Source organism: Ruegeria sp. CDSC025 (assembly GCF_059610805.1).
Genome location: NZ_JBXWOJ010000013.1, coordinates 14,482 through 35,843, shown reverse-complemented (window position 1 = coordinate 35,843; position 21,362 = coordinate 14,482). Strand labels below are relative to the sequence as shown.

At 58.1% G+C, this 21,362-nt stretch carries 22 protein-coding genes; 12 read left to right on the top strand and 10 right to left on the bottom strand.

The annotated features are described in order from the left end of the window. The first annotated feature begins 32 nt into the window (after positions 1–32). From AC2FH8_RS16420 to AC2FH8_RS16405, 4 genes are read left to right on the top strand one after another with little or no spacing between them, the layout of a single operon-like run. On the top strand, positions 33–980 hold the full coding sequence (locus AC2FH8_RS16420) for an ABC transporter permease (RefSeq protein WP_496690261.1): 948 nt from the start codon (positions 33–35) through the stop codon (positions 978–980). Next, the gene (locus tag AC2FH8_RS16415; RefSeq protein ID WP_496690260.1) at positions 977–1,792 is read left to right on the top strand and encodes an ABC transporter permease; all 816 of its coding nucleotides are present in this window, start codon (positions 977–979) and stop codon (positions 1,790–1,792) included. The genes AC2FH8_RS16420 and AC2FH8_RS16415 overlap by 4 nt, the downstream gene beginning before the upstream one ends. Continuing rightward, positions 1,789–3,387, top strand: a complete 1,599-nt coding sequence (locus tag AC2FH8_RS16410; RefSeq protein WP_496690301.1) for an ABC transporter ATP-binding protein — start codon at positions 1,789–1,791, stop codon at positions 3,385–3,387. Before AC2FH8_RS16415 ends, AC2FH8_RS16410 begins: the two co-directional genes overlap by 4 nt. A gap of 32 nt (positions 3,388–3,419) precedes the next feature. Then, positions 3,420–4,871 carry an aldehyde dehydrogenase family protein gene (locus AC2FH8_RS16405; RefSeq protein ID WP_142638614.1) on the top strand — a complete coding sequence of 484 codons (1,452 nt, stop codon included), beginning with the start codon at positions 3,420–3,422 and terminating at the stop codon, positions 4,869–4,871. Between the two features lie 3 nt (positions 4,872–4,874). On the opposite strand, the gene pncB is transcribed toward AC2FH8_RS16405, so the two are convergent. Continuing rightward, positions 4,875–6,167: a nicotinate phosphoribosyltransferase gene (gene pncB / locus AC2FH8_RS16400; protein WP_142638615.1), complete on the bottom strand. Its 1,293-nt coding sequence runs from the start codon at positions 6,165–6,167 to the stop codon at positions 4,875–4,877. A 165-nt stretch (positions 6,168–6,332) separates the two neighbouring features. Between pncB and AC2FH8_RS16395 the strand changes: the two genes are divergently transcribed. Further along, positions 6,333–6,866 carry a hypothetical protein gene (locus tag AC2FH8_RS16395; protein ID WP_282022091.1) on the top strand — a complete coding sequence of 178 codons (534 nt, stop codon included), beginning with the start codon at positions 6,333–6,335 and terminating at the stop codon, positions 6,864–6,866. Here AC2FH8_RS16395 and pncA read toward each other — a convergent pair. Further along, positions 6,863–7,456 (bottom strand): bifunctional nicotinamidase/pyrazinamidase, encoded by a 594-nt coding sequence (gene pncA, locus AC2FH8_RS16390; protein ID WP_496690259.1) that lies wholly within the window; start codon positions 7,454–7,456, stop codon positions 6,863–6,865. The genes AC2FH8_RS16395 and pncA overlap by 4 nt on opposite strands. A gap of 96 nt (positions 7,457–7,552) precedes the next feature. On the opposite strand from pncA, the gene trhO reads away from it, so the two are divergent. Continuing rightward, positions 7,553–8,458: an oxygen-dependent tRNA uridine(34) hydroxylase TrhO gene (gene trhO, locus AC2FH8_RS16385; protein WP_496690258.1), complete on the top strand. Its 906-nt coding sequence runs from the start codon at positions 7,553–7,555 to the stop codon at positions 8,456–8,458. Between the two features lie 73 nt (positions 8,459–8,531). After that, on the top strand, positions 8,532–9,035 hold the full coding sequence (locus AC2FH8_RS16380; RefSeq protein ID WP_281973307.1) for a potassium channel family protein: 504 nt from the start codon (positions 8,532–8,534) through the stop codon (positions 9,033–9,035). A gap of 13 nt (positions 9,036–9,048) precedes the next feature. On the opposite strand, the gene AC2FH8_RS16375 is transcribed toward AC2FH8_RS16380, so the two are convergent. After that, positions 9,049–9,378 carry a hypothetical protein gene (locus tag AC2FH8_RS16375; protein WP_496690257.1) on the bottom strand — a complete coding sequence of 110 codons (330 nt, stop codon included), beginning with the start codon at positions 9,376–9,378 and terminating at the stop codon, positions 9,049–9,051. A gap of 166 nt (positions 9,379–9,544) precedes the next feature. Between AC2FH8_RS16375 and betB the strand changes: the two genes are divergently transcribed. Continuing rightward, a complete protein-coding gene (gene betB, locus AC2FH8_RS16370) occupies positions 9,545–10,999 on the top strand; it encodes a betaine-aldehyde dehydrogenase (protein WP_496690256.1) in 1,455 nt (484 codons plus the stop codon). 122 nt (positions 11,000–11,121) lie between these two features. Here betB and AC2FH8_RS16365 read toward each other — a convergent pair whose 3' ends face one another. From AC2FH8_RS16365 to AC2FH8_RS16345, 5 genes are read right to left on the bottom strand one after another with little or no spacing between them, the layout of a single operon-like run. After that, positions 11,122–13,257, bottom strand: a complete 2,136-nt coding sequence (locus AC2FH8_RS16365; protein ID WP_496690255.1) for a hypothetical protein — start codon at positions 13,255–13,257, stop codon at positions 11,122–11,124. Continuing rightward, positions 13,254–14,123 (bottom strand): flagellar motor stator protein MotA, encoded by an 870-nt coding sequence (gene motA, locus AC2FH8_RS16360; RefSeq protein WP_496690254.1) that lies wholly within the window; start codon positions 14,121–14,123, stop codon positions 13,254–13,256. The genes AC2FH8_RS16365 and motA overlap by 4 nt, the downstream gene beginning before the upstream one ends. Positions 14,124–14,169: 46 nt before the next feature. Beyond that, on the bottom strand, positions 14,170–14,745 hold the full coding sequence (locus tag AC2FH8_RS16355) for a MotE family protein (protein ID WP_496690253.1): 576 nt from the start codon (positions 14,743–14,745) through the stop codon (positions 14,170–14,172). After that, the gene (locus AC2FH8_RS16350; protein WP_496690252.1) at positions 14,742–15,248 is read right to left on the bottom strand and encodes a hypothetical protein; all 507 of its coding nucleotides are present in this window, start codon (positions 15,246–15,248) and stop codon (positions 14,742–14,744) included. The genes AC2FH8_RS16355 and AC2FH8_RS16350 overlap by 4 nt, the downstream gene beginning before the upstream one ends. 9 nt (positions 15,249–15,257) lie before the next feature. Beyond that, positions 15,258–15,755: a flagellar basal body-associated FliL family protein gene (locus AC2FH8_RS16345; protein ID WP_281995697.1), complete on the bottom strand. Its 498-nt coding sequence runs from the start codon at positions 15,753–15,755 to the stop codon at positions 15,258–15,260. A 119-nt stretch (positions 15,756–15,874) separates the two neighbouring features. Between AC2FH8_RS16345 and fliF the strand changes: the two genes are divergently transcribed. Genes fliF through fliP form a run of 4 tightly spaced genes read left to right on the top strand, consistent with a single transcriptional unit; the run spans position 15,875 to position 19,065 of the window. Beyond that, entirely contained in the window at positions 15,875–17,461 is a 1,587-nt protein-coding gene (gene fliF / locus AC2FH8_RS16340) for a flagellar basal-body MS-ring/collar protein FliF (RefSeq protein ID WP_281995696.1), read from the top strand. Further along, positions 17,461–18,057 (top strand): FliH/SctL family protein, encoded by a 597-nt coding sequence (locus AC2FH8_RS16335; RefSeq protein ID WP_281995695.1) that lies wholly within the window; start codon positions 17,461–17,463, stop codon positions 18,055–18,057. The genes fliF and AC2FH8_RS16335 overlap by 1 nt, the downstream gene beginning before the upstream one ends. After that, positions 18,050–18,337 (top strand): FliM/FliN family flagellar motor switch protein, encoded by a 288-nt coding sequence (locus AC2FH8_RS16330; protein WP_281995694.1) that lies wholly within the window; start codon positions 18,050–18,052, stop codon positions 18,335–18,337. Before AC2FH8_RS16335 ends, AC2FH8_RS16330 begins: the two co-directional genes overlap by 8 nt. After that, positions 18,337–19,065, top strand: coding sequence for a flagellar type III secretion system pore protein FliP (gene fliP, locus AC2FH8_RS16325; protein ID WP_496690251.1), 729 nt, complete (start codon positions 18,337–18,339; stop codon positions 19,063–19,065). Before AC2FH8_RS16330 ends, fliP begins: the two co-directional genes overlap by 1 nt. 4 nt (positions 19,066–19,069) lie before the next feature. Here the strand turns inward: fliP and AC2FH8_RS16320 are convergent, their stop codons facing one another. Beyond that, positions 19,070–20,521 (bottom strand): sensor histidine kinase, encoded by a 1,452-nt coding sequence (locus AC2FH8_RS16320; protein ID WP_142638646.1) that lies wholly within the window; start codon positions 20,519–20,521, stop codon positions 19,070–19,072. Continuing rightward, positions 20,518–21,255, bottom strand: a complete 738-nt coding sequence (locus AC2FH8_RS16315) for a response regulator transcription factor (RefSeq protein ID WP_142638648.1) — start codon at positions 21,253–21,255, stop codon at positions 20,518–20,520. Before AC2FH8_RS16315 ends, AC2FH8_RS16320 begins: the two co-directional genes overlap by 4 nt. Between the last annotated feature and the right edge of the window lie 107 nt (positions 21,256–21,362).

Sequence of the window (21,362 nt, the reverse complement as noted above, 5' to 3'; positions counted from 1 at the left end):
TAGGCGCGGCTCGCACCCGTAACCTGTTTGTAATGCTACGCTATGCCCTCAAACGTCTGATTTCGCTGGTGATCAGCCTGGCTATCGCCTCGGTGGTCATTTTTGCAGTGATCGAGGTCGCGCCGGGCGATCCGGCATCCTTCATGCTTGGCGTCAACGCGCAGGCCGACACGCTGGCCGCGCTGCGGGCCGAGCTGGGGTTGGATGTGTCCAAACCGCAGCGCTATTTCAACTGGGTCAGCGGAATGCTGGTCGGGGATTTCGGCACCTCATACACCTATCGCACGCCGGTGTCGCAGATGATTGCGGACCGACTTTGGGTGTCGCTGCCGCTGGCGCTTTATGCGCTGACCCTTTCAACCCTGATCGCCTTTCCCGCAGGGATTTACGCTGCTGCGCGCCGAGGGCGGCCCGGCGATGTGGCGGTCATGGGGGCCACACAGCTCGGCATCGCCGTGCCAAATTTCTGGTTTGCAATGATGCTGGTGCTGGTCTTTGCCATCAATCTGCGCTGGTTCAACGCTGGAGGGTTCGGAGGCTGGGACGACGGGTTTTGGACCGGTCTACACTCGCTGACCCTGCCAGCCATAGCGCTGGCCCTGCCACAGGCGGCGATTCTTGCAAGGGTCATGCGGTCGGCCCTGCTGGATATTCTGGGTGAGGATTTCATGCGCACCGCACGGGCCAAGGGCCTGTCCCGCCGACAGGCGCTGTGGCGTCACGGGGTGCGCAATGCGCTGATCCCGGTGCTGACTATCATAGGGCTGCAGTTTTCCTTTCTTCTGGCCGGGTCCATCATTATCGAACAGGTGTTTTACCTGCCCGGCCTCGGGCGGTTGGTGTTTCAGGCAATCTCGGCCCGCGATCTGATCGTGGTGGAATCGGTGGTCATGCTGCTGGTTTTTGCAGTGATCACGGTGAATTTTCTAGTTGATCTCGCCTACGCCGCCGTTGACCCCCGTCTGAGGAGCAGGACATGAGCCGCAACCTCATCCTTGGTGCAGTACTCTCCTCGCTGGTGGTCTTGGCGGCGGCACTTTCCTTTGTCTGGACGCCCTATGCGCACGCCGCGCTGAATATTCCCGCCAAGCTGCAACCACCCAACGCGCAGCACTGGTTTGGCACCGATCATTTTGGGCGGGACATGTTCTCAATGATCATGGTGGGTGCGCGCACTTCAATCGCTGTGGCCTTGGTGGCGGTGGGGATCGGCATGACATTGGGCGTGCCACTTGGTCTGGCGGCAGCGGCGCGCAAAGGCACGTGGCTGGATGAGGTGATCATGCGCGGCAACGATCTGGTTTTTGCTTTCCCGTCGTTGGTCATCGCCATCCTGATCACTGCCGTTTTCGGTGCTGGGGCGGTCAACGCCATCATTGCCATCGGTATCTTCAACATTCCGGTCTTTGCCCGTATCACCCGTGGCGCTGCACTGTCCCTGTGGGAGCGAGAGTTCATCCTGGCCGCCCGGGTCTCGGGCAAGGGCGCGGCGCGGATATCGGCGGAACACATCCTGCCGAATGTGGCGAACTTGCTGATCGTACAGGGCACCATCCAGTTCAGCCTTGGCATTCTTGCCGAGGCAGGCCTGTCCTATGTCGGGTTGGGTGCGCAACCGCCTACGCCCAGTTGGGGCCGGATGTTGGCAGATGCGCAGACGATGGTCAGTTTTGCCCCGCATTTGGCTCTGATTCCGGGGCTTGCAATCATTGTCACTGTTTTGGGGCTGAACCTGCTGGGCGACGGTTTGCGGGATTGGCTGGACCCCCGAATACGGGTGGCGCGCGCATGAACCTGCTGGAAATTGAAAATCTCAACCTGTCGATTCATGGCATGGAGATCCTCAAACAGGTTAGCCTGTCTGTTGCGTCGGGTGAGATCGTCGCCGTCACCGGTGAAAGCGGTTCGGGCAAGTCCATGACGGCGTTGGCGGTGATGCAACTGCTGCCAAACGGTGCGGATGCCGCGGGCGCGATCCGGTTGGACGGGCTGGACCTGCTGAACTGTTCCGAGGATGAGATGTGCGCCCTGCGTGGCGCCTCGGTCGGGATGGTGTTTCAGGAACCCATGACCGCGCTCAACCCGGTCAAAACCATCGGGGATCAGGTGATGGAGACAATCCTGATCCACAAAGCCATGCCTACTGCACAGGCCCGGTCCCGTGCCGAAGAAGTGCTGACGCGCGTCGGCCTTCCGCCCGAAAGGTTCCCTCTGTCCCGGTACCCGCATGAGCTGTCCGGTGGTCAGCGTCAGCGCGTGGTGATCGCCATGGCCATCGCGTTGCGCCCAAGGTTGTTGATCGCGGACGAACCTACGACGGCGCTGGACGTCACTACGCAGGCGCAGATTCTAGACCTGCTCACGGGGTTGGTGCGCGAATACGACATGGGATTGCTAATGATCACCCATGATCTGGCGGTTGTGGCCGATATGGCCGACCGGATCATCGTCATGCGCTATGGCGAAGTCGTCGAGGCCGGCGCCACCGAACCCTTGCTGCGGAACATGCAGCACCCCTATACACGCATGCTGTTCCGGGCTTCGGGCCATCAGGTCGACCTGCCGGAACTCAAACCGGCACAGCCTTTGCTTGAGGTTGCACAGGTGGTCCGGGATTACCGTTTGCCCCGAAAGGGCTTGTTTGATGCGCCGCGACACCACAGGGCTGTGGCTGGGGTCAGTTTTACACTGAACAAAGGCGAGCGCTTGGGCCTGGTCGGAGAGTCCGGGTGCGGAAAATCGACCCTAACACGGGCTATCCTGGGGCTGGAAGAGGTGCAGAGCGGCCAGATTCTGCTGGACGGGCAACCAGTATTCACCGGGCACAATCCCAATCTGGCCGTCCGGCGTAAGATGCAGGTTGTGTTCCAGGACCCCTATGGCAGCTTCAACCCCCGACACCGGGTCACGCGCCTGATCACCGAGCCGTTTCACCTGCTCGAACATCCCCCAACCGGGTCCGAGCGGCAGGATCGGATCGTCGAGATTCTGACAGCCGTAGGTCTCAGCCCCGATGACGCGGGTCGGTACATTCACGAATTCTCGGGCGGGCAGAGGCAGCGTATCGCCATCGCCCGTGCCCTGATCATCCGGCCCGAACTGATCTTGTTTGACGAGGCGGTCTCGGCCCTTGATGTTTCTGTCCGAGCGCAGATCCTTGATCTGCTGGCCGAGCTCTGCGCCGCCTATGACCTGACTTATCTGTTCATCAGCCACGATCTAAGCGTCGTGCGCACCATTACCGACCGGGTTTTGGTGATGCAGGCGGGGCAGATTGTCGAACAGGGTGAGACCGAACAGGTCTTTTCCAACCCGCAGCACGTTTATACCCAAACCCTGATTGCCGCTGCACCTATCCTGTCGGATATCGGTCAGGATGTGGCGTAAACTTCAATGTTAGAGACGAAATGGAGCCTGACATGACCAATCCCCTGTGGTTCGATCCCAGCTTGTGCCTGATTGGCGGTGCATGGCAGCGCCCTGCCTCGCAGGCCGATCTGCCGCTGATCAACCCCTCGGACGGATCTGAACTTTGCCGGATCGCGCGCGGAGATGCCGGTGACATCGACGCAGCCGTGGCCGCGGCCCAAAAAGCGTTGGATGGGGACTGGGGCCGCAAATCCGCGTTAGAGCGCGGGCGCATTCTGACCCGGTTGGGTCAGATGGTGCTGGAGCGTGTCGATGATCTGGCCGCGTTGGAGGCGATGGATGTCGGCAAACCCCTGACACAGGCGCGCGCCGATGCGGTGGCACTGGCGCGGTATTGTGAGTTTTACGGAGGCGCGGCGGATAAGGTGATGGGCGAGACAATCCCTTATCTGGATGGCTATACCGTCTACACGCTGCGCGAACCGCATGGTGTGACGGGCCACATTGTGCCGTGGAATTATCCTATGCAGATCATCGGCCGTTCTGTCGGGGCGGCTTTGGCAATGGGCAATGCCTGTGTGCTGAAACCAGCGGAAGAGGCCTGTTTGACCGCGCTTGCCTTTGCCCATCTGGCGCAGCAGGCTGGGTTGCCGGCAGGCGCTTTGAACGTGGTTCCGGGGCTGGGGGCCGAGGCCGGGGCGGCGCTGTCGGCGCATCCGGGGATTCAGCATGTGTCCTTCACCGGCTCCGTTGCCACCGGCGCGTTGGTGCAACAGGCCGCTGGGCATAACGTGGTGCCAGTGACGCTGGAGCTGGGCGGGAAATCCCCGCAGCTGGTGTTCGACGATGCAGATCTGGATGCGGCCCTGCCATTTCTGGTGAATGCGGGCGTTCAGAACGCAGGGCAGACCTGTTCGGCCTCCTCCCGCGTTCTGGTGCAACGCGGAGTGTATGAGCAGGTCAAATCGCGCATGGCCTCGGCCTATTCCGAGTTGACCGTTGGGCCCGCGTCCGAAGATTTGCGCCTGGGGCCCCTGATTTCAGCGCGCCAGAAGGACATCGTGACTGGATTTATCGACAAAGGCGCAGATCTGAATATCGTGGGCCAGGGGCCGATTGTTGGCCACGCACCCGAGTCTGGCGCCTATGTGCAACCGACCCTGTTTGCCGACGTACCCCCTGATCATGTTTTGGCACAGGATGAGATTTTCGGCCCAGTCCAAGTGCTGATCCCCTTTGAGACCGAGGAAGAGGCCCTGCAGATCGCCAACTCCACCGATTACGGGCTGGTTGCCAGCATTTGGACACGCGATGGCGCGCGGCAGATGCGGCTGGCAAAGAAGTTGCGGTCGGGGCAGGTGTTTATCAACAATTACGGCGCTGGCGGCGGTGTGGAGCTGCCCTTTGGCGGTGTCGGGAAATCTGGCCATGGTCGCGAAAAAGGGTTCGAAGCGTTGTACGGGTTCTCACAGGTGAAAACGGTAGCTGCGTTCCATGGTTAGGGCCTAAACGATGACCTCGATTGGCTGTTGCACCCCGACGCCGAAGACACGTTTGTAGCGCTCAATCTGATCTGCCGGACCCATCGCTTTTTCCGGGTTGTCCGACAGTTTGACCGTCGGGCGACCATTGGCCGAAACCGCCTTGCAGACCAACGAGAAGGGTGCCAGCGCGTCATCGGGAACCAGCCCTCTGAAATCATTGGTCAGCAGCGTGCCCCAGCCGAAGGATACTTTGGTGCGGCCTGCAAACTGACTTTGCAGTTCGCGGATTTTGCCGACATCCAGACCGTCAGAAAAGATCACGCGTTTCTGTTTGGGATCCTCACCGCGCGATTGCCACCATTTGATCGCAGTTTCTGCACCGGTTGCCGGATCACCGCTGTCGATTCTGATGCCGGTCCATCCCGCCAACCAATCTGGCGCGTCGTCCAGAAAACCCTTGGTGCCATAGGTATCAGGCAGGATGATCCGTAGGTTGCCGTCATGTTCCTCGTGCCAATCGCTAAGCACATCATAGGGTGCCTGCGCCAGTTTCTCATCAGTATCAGCCAGCGCAGAGTAAACCATGGGCAACTCGTGGGCATTGGTGCCGATGGCCTCGACCTCGCGCCGCATGGCGATCAGGCAGTTCGAGGTGCCGGTAAATGCAGGGCCCAGACCTTCGATCATGGCTTGGACGCACCAGTCCTGCCATAGAAAGGAATGCCGCCGCCTAGTGCCGAAATCGGCGATGCCCAGCCCCTGAATCCCTCGTAAGTGTTCGATTTTCTCCCATACACGGGTCATCGCACGAGCATAGAGAATTTGTAGCTCGAACCGCCGCATCGCATTCAGCACCGAGCGGGATCGCAGCTCCATCAGGACTGCCAATGCGGGAATTTCCCACAGCATGACCTCGTGCCATTTGCCTTCAAAGGTCAATTCGTACTGATCACCTTTGCGTTCAAGGTGGTAGGGCGGCAGTCGCAGGTTCTCGAACCACCCCATGAAATCCGAACGGAACATCTGACGTTTGCCATAAAAGGTATTGCCGCGCAGCCAAGTGCTTTCCCCCCGGCTCAGGCTGAGTGACCGAATGTGGTCCAGCTGTTCGCGCAGCTCTCCCTCATCAATCAATTCAGCCAATGGAATGTGATTCGACCGGTTAATAAGTGAAAACACCACATCCGTTTGGGGCTTATTTCGAAACACTGACTGGCACATCAGCAGTTTGTAGAAGTCTGTGTCGATTAAAGACCGGACAATCGGGTCAATCTTCCATTTGTGATTGTATACTCGCGTCGCAATATCGACCATTGGGAACTCCTGCGATTTCCGTTGTTAGATCAATAGGTGCGTGGAATGGCAAGAGTCGCTAAATTGATGACAATGACAAGGTCAAGTCACAATGCGAGCATATTGTGGGGTCTTTTCACCGGTTAGTGGAAAGAGGGGGATGGATAGTCGAGGTTTAGTTAGTGAATGGTTCTCGAGTACGACTTTGATATTGTAACGATCGCTTCGGGGGAAAACGATCCGGAGACGACCCCGTCAGGGGCGCAAAACGGACGCAAGGTGCGTGCGCTGTTTCGGAATGTGAAAACAGCCGATGCATTGCGGGCAGCGTCACCCAAAATACGCAAAATTTTTCATGATGCCGGTTTTGGTCTGGATTCGACGCGCAGCGAGATTACCCATGGATATTACCGTCCACAGGATACGGCGGACAGGGATCGCATTCTGCGAGCCTTGTTTCACAATATCCGGACGACGGGAGTCAAAGGCGAATATTGCGGCGAGTTTGATTTCCTGAAGTTCATGAACGATGTAAAAGCCGCCAAGCCGCGCGCCGGGTTGCCCAAAGAGGTTCCGATGTGGAAACCCAGGCCACAGCAGGCGGAATCGGTCGGACCAAAGCGCCGAACTGTACCAGGCCGGGTTGGGTTTGCTTTGGGGTTGGCGGTGATTATCTTTGCGCTGCTCAAGTATCTGGCGGCTGCGGGGGCAACCCCTTAAATCAGCCGAACGCCAGCATCTTTCATCGCGGTCTCTGCCGAGGCCAATGACCCATCCAGGTTAATTGCCCGGCAGGCTCTCATCTGAACTGACACGTCGAAACCCAGCCGCGCTGCGTCAACCGCAGAGTAGTAGACGCAGAAATCCGTGGCCAGCCCGACGAGTGTCAGTCTCTCGATTTCACGGGTGCGCAGATACCCTTCCAACCCGGTGGGCGTGGTCTGGTCGTTCTCAAAGAACGCCGAATAGCTATCGATGTTGCTGCGGAACCCTTTGCGCAGGATCAGATCGCCATCCGTACGCAGGTTCGCATGAAATGCTGCCCCATTTGTTCCCTGCACACAGTGATCTGGCCACAAAACCTGAGGCCCATAAGGCATCTCGGTCATGTCATAGGGGTTTTTGCTCGCATGGCTGCTGGCAAAGGACGAATGCCCCGCAGGGTGCCAGTCTTGAGTCAGGATCACCGTGTCAAAATCTGGCATCATCGCGTTGATCGGAGCCACGATCTCATCCCCGCCGGGAACCGCCAACGCACCGCCGGGACAGAAATCGTTCTGAACATCGATCACAATAAGGGCATGGGTCATGGGGACCTCCTTGGGTTGCGTTATCGGTAGTGGGCGCGACAAGGGGCGTCAATCCGGTCTCTTGCGACTCTGTCCGCGCGGGTTTAGACCGCGCGCATGTATACGATCGCTGCTCTCTATCATTTCACCCGTTTCGCCAACCACGAAGCCCTTCGTGCGCCCTTGCTTGAGCTGTGCCACGCGCAATCGGTCAAAGGGACGCTCTTGCTGGCACAGGAAGGGATCAATGGCACTATTGCCGGACCCCGCGCTGGCATTGACGCGGTTTTGGCCCATATCCGTGCGCTGCCCGGCTGTGCTGATCTGGAGTGGAAAGAGGCCACGTCTGACCAACCGCCATTTGGCAAGATCAAGGTACGCCTGAAAAAAGAGATCGTGACCATGGGCCAACCGGATATCGATCCGCGCGCCCGTGTCGGCAATTATGTCGAGCCCGAAGACTGGAATGATCTGATCCGCTCGGATGATGTGGTGGTGATCGACACCCGAAATGATTACGAGGTGGCAATCGGTACGTTTGAGGGCGCGTTAGACCCTGAAACAAGCAGTTTTCGTGAATTCCCCACTTGGTGGGAAGAAAACAAGGACCGGTTCCACAATAAGCGTGTGGCGATGTTTTGCACGGGTGGCATCCGGTGTGAGAAATCCACCAATTACCTGTTGGGTCAGGGGGTCGAGGATGTCTATCACCTGAAAGGTGGCATCTTGCGATACCTCGAGGAAATGCCCGTCGAGAACAGCACCTGGCAGGGCGAATGCTTTGTGTTCGACAACCGCGTATCTGTTGGGCATGGGCTGGTCGAAGGGCCGCACAACCTGTGCCATGGCTGCCGTCGCCCGATCCTTCCCGAGGATGTGAAACGTGCCGAATACGAACACGGCGTGTCCTGCCATCAATGCATAGAGGAAACCTCTGAGGTCGACAAAACCCGGTTCCGGGAACGTCAAAAACAGATCCTGCTGGCACGTCAGCGGGGACAGGAGCATCTGGGCGCAGACTGATTTGCTGAATTCTGGTTGCCACGCAGGACAGTCCACCGGATAATCCCGGAGATTTCAGCGCGTTGGAGGTTCCATGTCCCGAAAACCCACGACTTTGGAAGAATGGAAATCAACGCTGCTGGCGGCAGCCGCAATGGTGGTTGCCAGTTTCCTCGCATGGTTCGGTCTGTCCCGTCTGAGCGAGGGCACTGCAGGTGACACGATCGGTACGATCGCCTCTGTGGGGCTGGTTGTGTGGATGGTGTCTCAATCCTGGTTCTATATGACTCAGGTGAAATCACCGCGCCGCATTCTGTTTTTGATGGGTGTGTCCTTTATTCAGGTCGTTCCGTTCCTGTTCGCCGCTGCCTATGGCGCATTCGGGTACCAGGATAATTGCGTCATCGGGGCGCAAGGGCCCGCTGATATCCTGTATTTTTCTTATGTTACATTCACCACCGTTGGGTACGGCGATATGTCCCCAACCGGGCTGTGCCGCGCCCTGGCCGTGGCCGAGGCGGTGACCGGCTATATCCTACTGGGCCTGTTCGTCGCGGCGGCGGTGGCGTTGTATGCCCGCAATCATAGTCCGGATTAGGCTCTGATTTCGTCTATTTGTTTTGATCTATCCAACGCGACATCATCTGTTTGTCGCGAAAGCACTCCGACGGGATTGGGCGGCGTTTGCTGCGCGAGATACGTTCGGCAAAGGCAACCTGCTTGCCGGTCGGGTAATTTGCAAATGGTGAGGGATCATCAGGTTTGTGTTTGGAAATCCAGGCAGACATGGACTGACGGTCGCGCTGCGCCTCGACCGGAATCTCAAGAGCAGTTTGCTCCGCGATGGCGCGGGCATAGCGTATCTGCCGATCGGTGGCGGGCAGCAGGTGATAGTCGTTTGTCGGGCCGTGCGGGGCGGCGTTTCGCAATGAATGGGCCATCGGTTGATCCTCTGACTATGTAGAACATAAATAGAACATTAACCGAAAATTTCAAGCCGTGGCCTGTTGGAATTGGCAGGAAATCGCTCTGGATCAGTTTTATTGACTGCTGAGTCAATAAAATATAAACGCGGAGGAAACAGCTTCTGATCAGGGAATCCCCACAATGAGATTTCAGCCCAAGGCGAGCCATTTCATCAACGGTGAATATGTCGACGACACGACCGGAGCACCCATAGACGTGATCTACCCCGCAACAGGGGAAGTGATCGCACGGCTGCATTCTGCTACTCCGCAGATCATAGATCAGGCTCTAAACAGTGCAAAATCGGCACAGGCAGACTGGGCCGCGATGTCTGGGACCGAAAGGGGCCGTGTTCTGCGCCGCGCCGCGGACATCATGCGCGAACGCAATCGTGATCTGTCGATCATCGAAACCCACGATACTGGAAAACCGCTGCAGGAAACTTTGGTTGCCGACGCTACTAGCGGGGCCGATGCGTTGGAGTATTTCGGAGGTTTGGCGGCCTCGCTGACCGGCGAGCATATCCCGCTGGGTGGTGGGGATTTCGTCTATACGATCCGTGAGGCGCTTGGGGTTTGCGTCGGAATCGGCGCGTGGAACTATCCAACCCAGATTGCCTGCTGGAAAGGCGCGCCTGCTTTGGCCTGCGGCAACACGATGGTATTCAAGCCTTCCGAGACCACGCCCTTGTCTGCTCTGCAAGTGGCCGAAATCCTGGTCGAGGCCGGGGCACCAAAGGGTGTCTATAACGTAATTCAGGGTTATGGCGATGTGGGCGCATCACTTGTGACGGACACCCGTGTTGCCAAGGTCTCGCTGACCGGATCGGTACCGACAGGGCGCAAGGTTTATGCCGCAGCAGCCGATGGCATGAAGCATGTCACGATGGAACTGGGCGGCAAGTCCCCCATAATCGTGTTCGACGATGCAGATATCGAAAACGCCGTGTCTGGCGCCATTTTGGGGAATTTCTACTCCTCGGGTCAGGTCTGTTCCAACGGCACCCGCGTTTTTGTACACAAAGGCATCAAAGAAGCCTTCCTCGATCGCCTGTCCCAGCGTCTGGCGAATGTGAAAATCGGCGACCCGATGGATGAAGAGGTTAATTTCGGTCCGATGGTTAGCGAAAACCAGATGAATATCGCTCTGGGTTATGTTGAAAAAGGCAAGGCAGAAGGTGCCCGTTTGGTCTATGGCGGTGCGCGTATCGAAGGCGACGGGTTCTACATTCAGCCCGCCGTCTTTGCCGATGTGACCGATGAAATGGCCATCGCGCGCGAGGAAATCTTCGGCCCGGTTATGTCAGTGTTGGATTTCGAAACCGAGGAAGAGGTGATGGCCCGCGCCAATAACACCGAATTCGGTCTGGCAGCCGGTGTGTTCACCAAAGATCTGACCCGAGCCCATCGTATCGCGGCCGCGTTCGAGGCGGGCACCTGCTATATCAACACTTACAACCTCGCACCGGTTGAAGCCCCGTTTGGCGGGTCAAAAATGTCTGGGGTCGGGCGGGAAAACTCGAAATTGGCAATCAATCATTTCAGCGAGATGAAAACGGTTTATGTCTCGATGAATGACGTCGAGGCACCTTACTGACTAAACCCACCAATTCAGGCTCTGTTCATGGGGTTTTCCCTCTGGAACAGAGCATTGGATGCCGCGGTTCGTCAGGAGATCAGCCCTGACTGGGTGGCCACCCTGAGTTTTGCCCAGACGTTTCAGTCTGCCCTCACAAGTGCGAGAAGCTGAGCGATTTTCTCTCGGGCGTTGGTGCTGTTTTCAAGCAGGGCAGTTGCATCCGCCAATGGTCGTTCTTCAATCCTGGTTACAGGTTCTGCCAATGCCAGAGTCGCCCGCCTGACCTGTCCAAATTTTTGGTCGGCCTCAGGCTGCGGGACGTCTTCCATATCAGAAAGCCAGAACAATCTTTCTGCTTCGTTCACCCTGTCAAACTGCAACAATACCCGCCCTGCATTTTCAAACTCACCTATATCCAGATCGGCCTGCGCCCGCAGTGACATGGCCTTGTCCGAGGGGTCATCCCCTAACTCCAGCAAGGCTTTGTGTGGCTGGCCGGACAACAATGCGGCCTGCGCGCGCAAAAGGGCTCGGTCCTTTCGCCTGATAGTGTCCTGAGGTCGGTTGGACCAAAATAACGTTGGACGGGCAAACCCCAGCGATGCCAACCTTTCGGCAATGGAGATTGCGGTTTCGGTTGTCAGCGATTGTGCCATCGGTTCGGGCAGGTTGAAGATGCGCCGCAAAAAGGTATCGTCGTCGGCGCGCGCAGTCAGTACTTGAACGGCCCGGTCCAGCGTTTCAGCTGAATTCGGAATATCTTCTAACAGATCAAAAGACTGGTCGAACTCTTGGCCCAAACTCAGCGCCAGCGCATATGTCCGTTGCATAAGTGGGCCGCTCTCAGATCGGCGCAATTCGACCGTATAAGATGCGGCAAGTTCGAGCTCCCGGGCGGAGGCTGACCCGCGTTCCGCCCACCGCTGTTCAATCAGTCGCGCCAGCGCCAGAGGCGCTTCGAGCCCTGCTTCCGAGCTGCCCACCACGTCTTTCAGCAAGGTTTCGGATTTCTCCTGATCGCCTTCGGCCTTTGCAACACCGGCCTCGGCCTGAATCGCGCCGGGGCTGGGTTTGGTTTCGATGCGATTAACAGCCCGCAAGACGCGCCGCGCGGCTTCAAGTTTTTGGGCTGCAACGAAAATGTCGGACAGCATAGGTCCGACTTGCCGGCGCAGATGATCCGGTAGTCGCGCAAAGGAATGTTCCATAACCCTTATCTGGGCATCTTCGGCGAGCTTACCCTCGGTCAGAGCGGCCCAGATTGCGGCGTCACTTTCGCAACGCTGTAGGTCGCGGAATGGATTTGACCCTTTCAGTGGCCGGTCGTCCAGAACAGCGGCAATCGCAGAAATCCGGTTCGTTTCCGGCGTCTCTTCACCCATCCAGTCAAGGCTGCGAACCGCCTCGGCACCGAAGCCGAAATACGCATAGAGCTTGGCAAGCTTCATAGCTCGTTCTTTGTCAAGGTGATCAAACTCCTGAAAAAGGCCAGTGCGCAGCTCTGCCACCTGTTCGGGGAACAGGCGCTCATCGGACCAGCTGTCAAAACCTAGCTCGGCGCTGGAAATGCAGGCTGGTTTCTTCTCCAGTTGTGGAATGGATGGTCCCAGCAAGCCATCCAGATCGTCCAGTACCGACGTAACTGCGATGTTCAGGTCCATACGCGGTGGCATGTCGAGCGATTGATTGCCATTCGAGTTCCTGGGCCCAATCTGAGATAGTTCAAGATCAACCAGATCTCGGTCAGCGCCCTGCAAAAATCGCGTCGATAGCTGGTCCTCAAACACCTGCGCATTGAGATTCAAAAGCGGCAATACCAGAGGATCAAGCGCCTGTGGCCCGGGCAGCGGGGCGTTTACCACAGCGGCTTTGGGCAGCGTTGGGGGTGGAATGTCGCTGCTGATCGGTGGAAGGGCTGCCCCCGGCGCAATATCCACAACGATCATCGTGTTTTGATGCAGAAATGCGGTGGCAAAGCAGTCGCAGCCGAATTCCATCTCTAACGCATCACCCGGGTTGGTCTGTGAGATCGCAGACAGACGGTTCTGCGACAGCCGCTGAAATACCGCTCCGGTTTGAAATTCGGCATCAGGAAGCGCCACGTTGAGTCTTGCGCCATTCTTCGTTTGCTTCAGACCCCATTCCGTACCCGGGGGCACCTGCACAACAAGACGCGTATATCCGTCATGCTCGCCCGATCGCACAGAAATGTCGCGCGCGCCAGCCTGTCCAGCGGCCGTAAGCGCCGCTGAAACCATTAGGGCGTATCGGATCATGCCGCTGCCTGCTTTAGCTCTTTCAAGGCCTCTTCAAGTTCTGAGAAACCCGGCCTGTTATGGGTGGGAGTGTTCTGCCGTCCGACTTCGATGCACATGGCAGGGTTGTGGTTGTGCAGGTTGGCAACCAGAACCTCTTTGATCAACTGATAGAAATGATTGTCTTCCTCCACCACGGATTTGAGTTTTCCTGCAAATGGGCCGACCAGCCCATAAGCCAGAAAGACCCCCAGGAACGTCCCGACCAAAGCGCCACCGATCAGCTTTCCCAACACTTCTGGGGGTTGATCAATCGATCCCATCGTTTTGATAACGCCCAGAACTGCCGCAACAATTCCAAGTGCGGGCAGGCCGTCAGCAACAGTCTGTAGCGCGTGGCTAGAGTGCATCGCGTGGTGAAAATTCGCCTCCATCCGCTTTTCCAGCACCTCTTCGACCTGGTGGGGATCGTCATAATTCAAAGAGGCAGCCCGCATCGTGTCGCAGATCAAGTCGACGGCTTCTTTGTCGGCCTGAATTTTCGGATAAGTCGAAAACAGAGGCGAGTTTTCGGGGTCTTCGATATGCTGTTCAACCTCGACCGGGTTGGCCTTGGCGATCCGGATCAGCGAAAACAACAGGCACAGTAGATCACGGTAGTCATTGGGCTTCCACTTCGGCCCTTTGAATACTTTTGCCATATCCCTGATCGTGTGCTTCACGGCGCTCAGGTCATTGCTGATCATAAATGCGCCGACCGCGGCGCCACCGATCATCATCATCTCGAACGGCAGGGATTTCATGATGATGGTCATTTTCCCACCAGCCGCCAAATAGCCGCCGAACACCATGACGAAAATAATGACAATTCCGACAATTCCGATCATAAGAGGTCTCCGGTGAATTCCGATGCAGGGTTGAAAATCATGGGGGCTACTCCTGCGGAGCCGAAGCGTTTCGCCCGGCCATAATCACGCTGATTGTATAGGCAGCCTCGGGGTTCAGGCCTGCCAAAACACCGGCTGCGGCATCGGGCGGCATCCGTGACAGGAATCCGGCGGCAAAGGTCGGGTCCATCGTTTCAAACAGGGCGGCCGCGTCTTTCGGCTTCATGTTCTGATAGACATCCGTCAGGCGCGTCAGGTCTGTCTCAGCCGCTTTTTCTGCAATGGCCAGCGTCTCACGCAGCGCCTCTTCTGCCTGCTGCAGGGCGGCCAGGCGGGCCTCGATGGCCTGATCGGCAATGGCCAGCGCCTTTTCCCGATCAATGGCGGTGGCTTCGCGCTTTTTCAACGCCTCTTCGCGCCGCAGCAATTCGGTCAGCAATATCCGGGCTCCGGGCAGCTCTGCTTGGGTCTCTTTCGGAATTGCTTCTGCCTGCTCGGCCCCTTTTGCCAGGGCTGGTGCAGCCTCAAACCCCAGCCGAATCGCGGCTGACCCAAGCATCAACAGTGAAATAACTGTCAGGACACCGCTTCTTGGTCGTTTCTCTACAACGTGTCCGCTCATGTCGCGGCCTCTCCGCTATTGCGGTCGTGGCGGAAAAACATCAGCCCGCCCGGGCGCTTTTCCTGAGTGTCCTCAAATTTGGGCGCAGCAGGATCCTCTGGCTTTTCCACCGCCTCGATTGGAACCTCTTCAGGCACAGGATCCGTCGTTGGTTCCGCGGCCTTGGGTTCTTGCGGCTTGGGATCTTCAACCTTGATGTCATTGGCGGGTTCTTCGGCCGGAATGACATCATGCATCGAAGCCATCATCAGTTCGAGCCGCTGAGCAACCGATTCCGCCCTTTGGGTCAGAGCTTCAAGCACAAGGCCCGATTGGTCCGAGGCCGTCCGCGCCGAATCAAGCGACTTCTTCAGCTCATCCGCCTGGGATGACAGGACAGCAACCGCGCCACCGACCCCCTGTTCCAGATTAGTGAACCGCTTTAACCGACGGGACAGCACAAAACAGTAAAGACCCGCGCCCAGCGCACCTGCGACCAGCAAAATATCTGCAATCAGCTCCATCTCGGCCTCCTAATTCAATACGAATTCCATCACGAGGACATCGCGCACGCGCCCTTCGCCGACGACGATTTCAATGCGACGCAAAAGATGGCCGCGGATGCGCATCAGTGCGAGCGAATCCTCCAGATCCGACACTTCGACCGCCCGCAGGTACCCGTTCAGCACATCCATGATTCGAGGCTTCATCTTCTCGACATCCGAGACGTAGCCGCTGTTCACCTCAAGCTGGGCGTGGAACTTCAGATGCCGCGAATCGCCGGCATTGACCGAGACGATCACCGCCGGCAGGTCGATAAAACCAACCTCGGGCAGGGCCTTAACCTCGGCCCCTTTGTCTTTTTCCTTGGCGTCTTCCGCGGCTGGTTGGCCGCCAAATGGCAGCAGTCCCGAAGTGGTCAGGAAATACCCGCCCGCAGCCCCGGCAACGGCCAGAATCACCCCGATGATCATTCCTTTTTTCCCCAATTTTTCCGGGGCTTCTGCCTGTTCTGCAGTCGCGTCAGTCATGACGTCCTCATTCATTCAGTCTGGGGATGTCATAACCCGGCAGGGACTAACCGATTGTTAAGGGCAATCGTCCAAACAGGGGATGCGCCGGGCAGAATGTCGGCGAGTCGGAGGTGAGCGTGCAGCAGATCGGAACTGTCTGGGCAAGTTTGGACAGGCGAAAGCAAATCATTGTCGCCGGTGCAGTCGTGCTGGTGTTTTTGGGGGTCCTTGCGATGTCGCGGTTGGCGACGGCGCCGTCGATGACCCTACTCTATGCCGGGCTGGAAAGCGGCGCGGCGGGGGATATCGTTCGATCACTGGATCAGCGCGGCGTACAGTATGAGATTCGAGGCGGTTCGATTTACGTGCCCGGCTCGCAGCGGGACGAATTGCGCATGACTCTGGCCAGCGAAGGCCTGCCTGCGAACGGAAACCGCGGGTATGAGCTTTTGGATTCACTCAGCGGCTTTGGCACCACCTCGCAAATGTTCGATGCGGCCTATTGGCGTGCGAAAGAGGGTGAGCTCGCGCGCACGATTGTCGGCAGCCCTCACATAAGTCAGGCGCGCGTGCATATTGCCAACGGGTCAACGAACCCGTTTCAGCGCAGCGTCGCGCCGACGGCTTCGGTCTATCTGGTGTCCTCGGGTGCGGATATCACTTCGGATCAGGCCAAGGCGATCCGTTTTCTGGTCTCTTCTGCCGTCAGCGGCCTCGCACCCGAGAATGTGGCGGTGATTGATTCCAATGGTGCGGTCATTGGCGCAAAAGAGACTGCGGTGGCAGCAGATTCTGCGGATGACAAGTCGCGCCAGCTGCGCGAACGGGTCCTGCGTCTGATTGAGGCCCGAGTGGGGGCCGGAAATGCAGTCGTTGAGGTCAGTGTTGATACGGTCACTAAAACCGAATCCATCCGTGAAAGGCGCTTTGATCCTAAGGGGCGCGTGGCCATCAGCACCGATGTCGAGGAACGGTCTGACAGCGCCCGGAACCAATCGTCCGATGTCACGGTTGCGTCGAACCTGCCCGATGGCGACGGCGCGGGCGGGGATGCATCCAATTCGAATGCCACACAGACACGGGAACGGGTCAACTATGAGGTATCCGAGACTGAGTTAGAGGTTCACACCGCACCCGGTGCGATCAAGCGCCTGACCGTTGCGGTTCTGGTGAATGGAACGCGTTCTGTGGATGCCTCTGGTGCTGAAAGCTTTGTGCCGTTGCCTCAGACAGAGCTTGATGCGCTGGCTGAGCTTGTGGCCTCGGCCGTTGGGTTCGATGCCGAACGTGGCGACGTCATCACACTGAAATCGCTGGATCTGCCCGCAGTAGAGCCTGGCGGAACTGTGGTTTCGTCCTCGATCTGGCAGCAGGTTCATTTTGACGCGATGTCACTGGTCCAAATGGCCGTTCTGGCGATCGTGATGCTGGTTCTGGGATTGTTCGTGATCCGCCCGATCCTGATGAAACCGGCCCTTGCCCCCGCCCTTTTGCCGGCGGGAACACCGCCAGAGCCCGAGGCGGTTCTGACCGGTGAGATCGCGACCGAAGAGGGCGGGCAATTCGCCGCTATTCCGGGACATACCCCGGGGGATGTACCCGCGCTGGCGGCAAATCCGGGCGCTGATCCGGTTGATCGGCTGCGGGCCATGATCGGCGACAAGCAGGAGGAGACCGTGGAAATCCTGCGCAGCTGGCTTGAAGAAAGTGAGGAGCGTGCGTGATGTCGATAGCTCATCTTCTTGAGGATTTCACTGTACAGGCAGGCGGCGGCAAAGTTCATTTATTGGACGAAGAGGCGCTGGAAGAACAGCGGCTTGGTGCCTTCGAACACGGCTATAGCGCCGGATGGGACGATGCCCTTCAGGCCCAGGAACAGGGTCGTGGAAAGGTATCAGACAACCTTGCCCGCGCGCTCGAGGATATGTCCTTTACTTATCATGAGGCGACGAGCCGGATGACAATGTCGTTAGAGCCCATGTTCCAGAGCCTCGTCAATCTGGTGTTGCCGAACACCCTGGATCGGGGGCAGGCCACGCGGCTGGTCGAACAGCTTACAGAAATGGCCGGTGAACAGATTGGCCAACCGATGCAAATCTTTGTGCCTTCGGGGTTCGTGAGTGTTGTCGAAGGGCTGTTGCCCCCCGAATTGGCCACCCCGACCCGCGTTGTCGAGGACCCGTCTCTTGGGGCCGGTCAGGCGCGTCTGCAGGTTGGTACTTCGCAGCGAGAGGTGGATAGCAGCGCCTTGCTAGAGACAATCCGTTCAGCATTTGACGCTTACGTGTATGAGGCAAAAGAGGCATTGAACAATGAGTGACCCGCAATCCCCCAAACCCGAAAAAGCCAGCCCGTTTGATTCCATTCCGATCGAGGTAACCGTGTCAGTCGGTCGGGCGCGCCCGCTCATCCGGGATCTGCTGAATATGGGGGAAAACGCTGTTCTCATCCTGGACAAACGGATCGAAGATCCTGTGGACCTATATGTTGGCGATCAACTGGTGGCGCGCGGTCTGCTGGAAGAGATGGAGGGTGATCAAGCCGGGCAACTGGCCGTGCGCCTAACCGAAATCGCGGATCTGCAGAACGGGATCGGGTAATGCGTTTCCTGTATTGGGTGGCGGTGCTGCTGACGCTGACGCCGTCTCTGGCCGCCGCGCAAGAGGTGTCGCTGTCACTGGGCGAAGGCGGGTCGATTTCCGCGCGCACCATTCAGTTGATTTTGCTGATTACCGTGCTCAGCCTTGCGCCTGGGCTGGCGATCATGATTACCTGTTTCCCGTTCCTGATCACCGTTCTGGCCATCTTGCGGCAAGGGATCGGATTGCAGCAATCCCCCCCCAACATGCTGATCGTCAGCCTCGCACTGTTTCTGACCTATTTCATCATGGAGCCGGTCTTTTCCGAATCCTGGGCCACAGGCATTCGCCCCATGGTCGAAGAAGCGATGGAGGTAGAACCAGCGTTGGAGCGCGCGTTGCAGCCGTTTCGTGCCTTTATGGCAGGGCGAGTTGATCCCGATACCTTCCATGCCATTGCGGCCCTACGCCCTGGGGGTGATACTGTGTCCTTGTCGGCCGAGGCACCCTTGTCGATCTTGATGCCGTCTTTCATGCTCTCTGAGATAGCGCGGGCCTTTCAGATCGGGTTTCTGATCTTCCTGCCGTTTCTGATCATTGATCTTGTGGTGGCCGCTGTGCTGATGTCGATGGGGATGATGATGGTTCCGCCTGCAACAGTGTCGCTGCCGTTCAAACTAGCCTTCTTTGTCATCGCCGACGGCTGGTCGCTGATCGCAAGCGCGCTGGTGCGTAGCTATATGACATGAATCGTCACTGCCTGGTGATCTGCAGACGTGCGCGCAGGCCTTGCTCTCCTGCTTCGAAGCTGAGGGTGCCGCCATGCTGTTCCGCGATTGTCGCCGCGATTGTCAGTCCCAGACCAAACCCATCCGAAGACCCGGAGTTTGACCCGCGCCGGAACGGGGCCATCAGGGCTTCGATATCCGAGACGGACAGATCGGCCCCTTTGTCCTCGACGGTGATGGTTGCTATTTTGGCATCGGTTTCCAGCTGAACCTCGGCATGGCGCCCATATTTCAGCGCATTGTCGATCAGGTTGGTCAGGGCGCGCTTTAGCGAAATTGGCCTGCCAACGACCAGTATCCGCCGGGTCTCGGGCAGGGATCCATGCCCTCGGCGCGACATGAAAACGGACGTGCCGCCCTGTACCGCCACTGGGGCCAGCTTTTTCAGGGTCACCGGCAGTCCCATATCCTGATAGTCCGCGACCAGAGCCTCGACCAGCGACGTCAGTGAAATCTGCCGCGGTTCTTCGATGCTCAGCTCGGACCGTGTGTAGGTCAGAACGCTTTCGATCATGCCGGTCATCTGATCGACATCGGCCTCAAGTTTTTCGCGCAGCTCGGCATCTGGGATCAATGCGGCACGCAGCCGGACGCGGGTGGCCGGGGTGCCCAGATCGTGGCTGACACCCGATAAAACAGTGGCGCGCTTTTCCAGTTGCATGCGCTCTGCGTCCAGATGCTCGTTCACGGCAGAGACGATGTCGCGCAGTTCGGCCGGGCCATCGGCCTCATAACTGTTCGGCCCACCCCGCCTTTTGCGGTCGCGCAAGGCAGTAGAAAAGCGGGTGAAACTGTCTGATACATTGCCCACCGAGGTCAGGATCACCGCCAGCGCGACAATAGCGACCAGAATCGTAGGCAGACGCAGGTCGGTTGGGGCTGCACGGCATCCCCAGATATCTGTCCCGTCCACCTGTTGCCATGCGCCGCGCCCATAGCGGGCGATCAGTATCGGTTCGCTGCAATAGGTCGCCAAAAGCCGGGTCAGGTTGCCCATTTTCTCAGGGCCGGTCTGGTCGATGCCGGAGAGGATGTCGGACACCGGGTAAACCAGCCGGTCTGACATCACAGCCAGCGTCAGCTCTCGGCCTGAAACGGGTGCTGAGCTGTCAGTCAGGATCGACAGGTTGGTGACAAAGCTGCGATCCGAAAACCCGGGAAGTTGCTCAAACTGCCCGGCATCCGCCAGGCTGGCTGCTTTGGGCGGCAATGGTACGATGGAGATGCCTGGCGGTGGGGATTTACCGATGCGCAAATCCTCGTAAATAGCGAACCCGGCAACATATGCACGGGTCTGGAATTCCTGCCATGCCCGGGCCGAGGCGAACCAAAGGCCTGCGGCCAGCAACCCCGAGGTAAAAGCGGCGCAGGTCCAGATCCAGCCCAGGCTGCGCAGGCGCGTGGCGCGGACGGTCATGCGGTTTCGTCCACAGACACCTCTGCGGCAAAGATATAGCCCACACCGCGTTCGGTCTTCAGCATTTGCGGGTCTTTGGGGTTGGCTTCGATCTTGGATCGCAGCCGCCCGACCAGCATGTCGATGGCGCGTCCCTGGCCTTCGCTCTTGTCATTAGCGCCTGTTACATCCAGGGCCGCGGCGATTTCATCCCGGGTCAGGGGAATATGCGGGTTGGCCAGAAAAACCTTGAGCATTGCTGTTTCTCGCTGCGACAGGGATACCAGATATCCGTCGGGCGAATGCACTTCGTCCCGTTTGCCGTCATAGAGCCAGCCGTCAAACCTAAAGGAGCGGGTGCGGCGGCGATAGGCAAGCGAAGGTGTACGACGCGCCCGTTGCATGACGGCGCGTACGCGAGCCAGCATCAGTTGCGGATTAAAAGGCTTGGCGATGTAATCGTCGGCGCCCACCTCATACCCGGCCATGCGTTGATGATCGGCGGACAAGGCCGAGACCAGAATGATCGGCACGTCCTGTTCGGCCCGCAGGCGGGCACAGATATCAACGCCGTTTTCATCCCCCAGCATCACATCCAACAGAATCAGGTCGATCCGACCCGACTTGAGATGGGCGCGGATTTCGCTTTCGGAACTGGCGGGCAGCGCAATGAAGCCATTCTGTTGCAGGAACTGGGTCATCATCGACCGCATTTCAGGGTCGTCATCCACCACCAACAGCCGCGGAATGCTCACAGTGTTCGTCCTCCTGTTCTCTGGCCCCAAACTTCGTCCATTGTAACGAACGGAAACAGATTCAATGCTAACGTAACACGCTGTAACAAAAGCGGTGAAAATTTGCG

Bases quoted from the DNA above. Each gene is read 5' to 3' on its own strand.
- AC2FH8_RS16420 (WP_496690261.1), top strand. From the start codon at position 33: ATGCTACGCTATGCCCTCAAACGTCTGATTTCGCTGGTGATCAGCCTG.
- AC2FH8_RS16415 (WP_496690260.1), top strand. From the start codon at position 977: ATGAGCCGCAACCTCATCCTTGGTGCAGTACTCTCCTCGCTGGTGGTC.
- AC2FH8_RS16410 (WP_496690301.1), top strand. From the start codon at position 1,789: ATGAACCTGCTGGAAATTGAAAATCTCAACCTGTCGATTCATGGCATG.
- AC2FH8_RS16405 (WP_142638614.1), top strand. From the start codon at position 3,420: ATGACCAATCCCCTGTGGTTCGATCCCAGCTTGTGCCTGATTGGCGGT.
- pncB (WP_142638615.1), bottom strand. From the start codon at position 6,167: ATGGTCGATATTGCGACGCGAGTATACAATCACAAATGGAAGATTGAC.
- AC2FH8_RS16395 (WP_282022091.1), top strand. From the start codon at position 6,333: ATGGTTCTCGAGTACGACTTTGATATTGTAACGATCGCTTCGGGGGAA.
- pncA (WP_496690259.1), bottom strand. From the start codon at position 7,456: ATGACCCATGCCCTTATTGTGATCGATGTTCAGAACGATTTCTGTCCC.
- trhO (WP_496690258.1), top strand. From the start codon at position 7,553: ATGTATACGATCGCTGCTCTCTATCATTTCACCCGTTTCGCCAACCAC.
- AC2FH8_RS16380 (WP_281973307.1), top strand. From the start codon at position 8,532: ATGTCCCGAAAACCCACGACTTTGGAAGAATGGAAATCAACGCTGCTG.
- AC2FH8_RS16375 (WP_496690257.1), bottom strand. From the start codon at position 9,378: ATGGCCCATTCATTGCGAAACGCCGCCCCGCACGGCCCGACAAACGAC.
- betB (WP_496690256.1), top strand. From the start codon at position 9,545: ATGAGATTTCAGCCCAAGGCGAGCCATTTCATCAACGGTGAATATGTC.
- AC2FH8_RS16365 (WP_496690255.1), bottom strand. From the start codon at position 13,257: ATGATCCGATACGCCCTAATGGTTTCAGCGGCGCTTACGGCCGCTGGA.
- motA (WP_496690254.1), bottom strand. From the start codon at position 14,123: ATGATCGGAATTGTCGGAATTGTCATTATTTTCGTCATGGTGTTCGGC.
- AC2FH8_RS16355 (WP_496690253.1), bottom strand. From the start codon at position 14,745: ATGAGCGGACACGTTGTAGAGAAACGACCAAGAAGCGGTGTCCTGACA.
- AC2FH8_RS16350 (WP_496690252.1), bottom strand. From the start codon at position 15,248: ATGGAGCTGATTGCAGATATTTTGCTGGTCGCAGGTGCGCTGGGCGCG.
- AC2FH8_RS16345 (WP_281995697.1), bottom strand. From the start codon at position 15,755: ATGACTGACGCGACTGCAGAACAGGCAGAAGCCCCGGAAAAATTGGGG.
- AC2FH8_RS16335 (WP_281995695.1), top strand. From the start codon at position 17,461: ATGTCGATAGCTCATCTTCTTGAGGATTTCACTGTACAGGCAGGCGGC.
- AC2FH8_RS16330 (WP_281995694.1), top strand. From the start codon at position 18,050: ATGAGTGACCCGCAATCCCCCAAACCCGAAAAAGCCAGCCCGTTTGAT.
- fliP (WP_496690251.1), top strand. From the start codon at position 18,337: ATGCGTTTCCTGTATTGGGTGGCGGTGCTGCTGACGCTGACGCCGTCT.
- AC2FH8_RS16320 (WP_142638646.1), bottom strand. From the start codon at position 20,521: ATGACCGTCCGCGCCACGCGCCTGCGCAGCCTGGGCTGGATCTGGACC.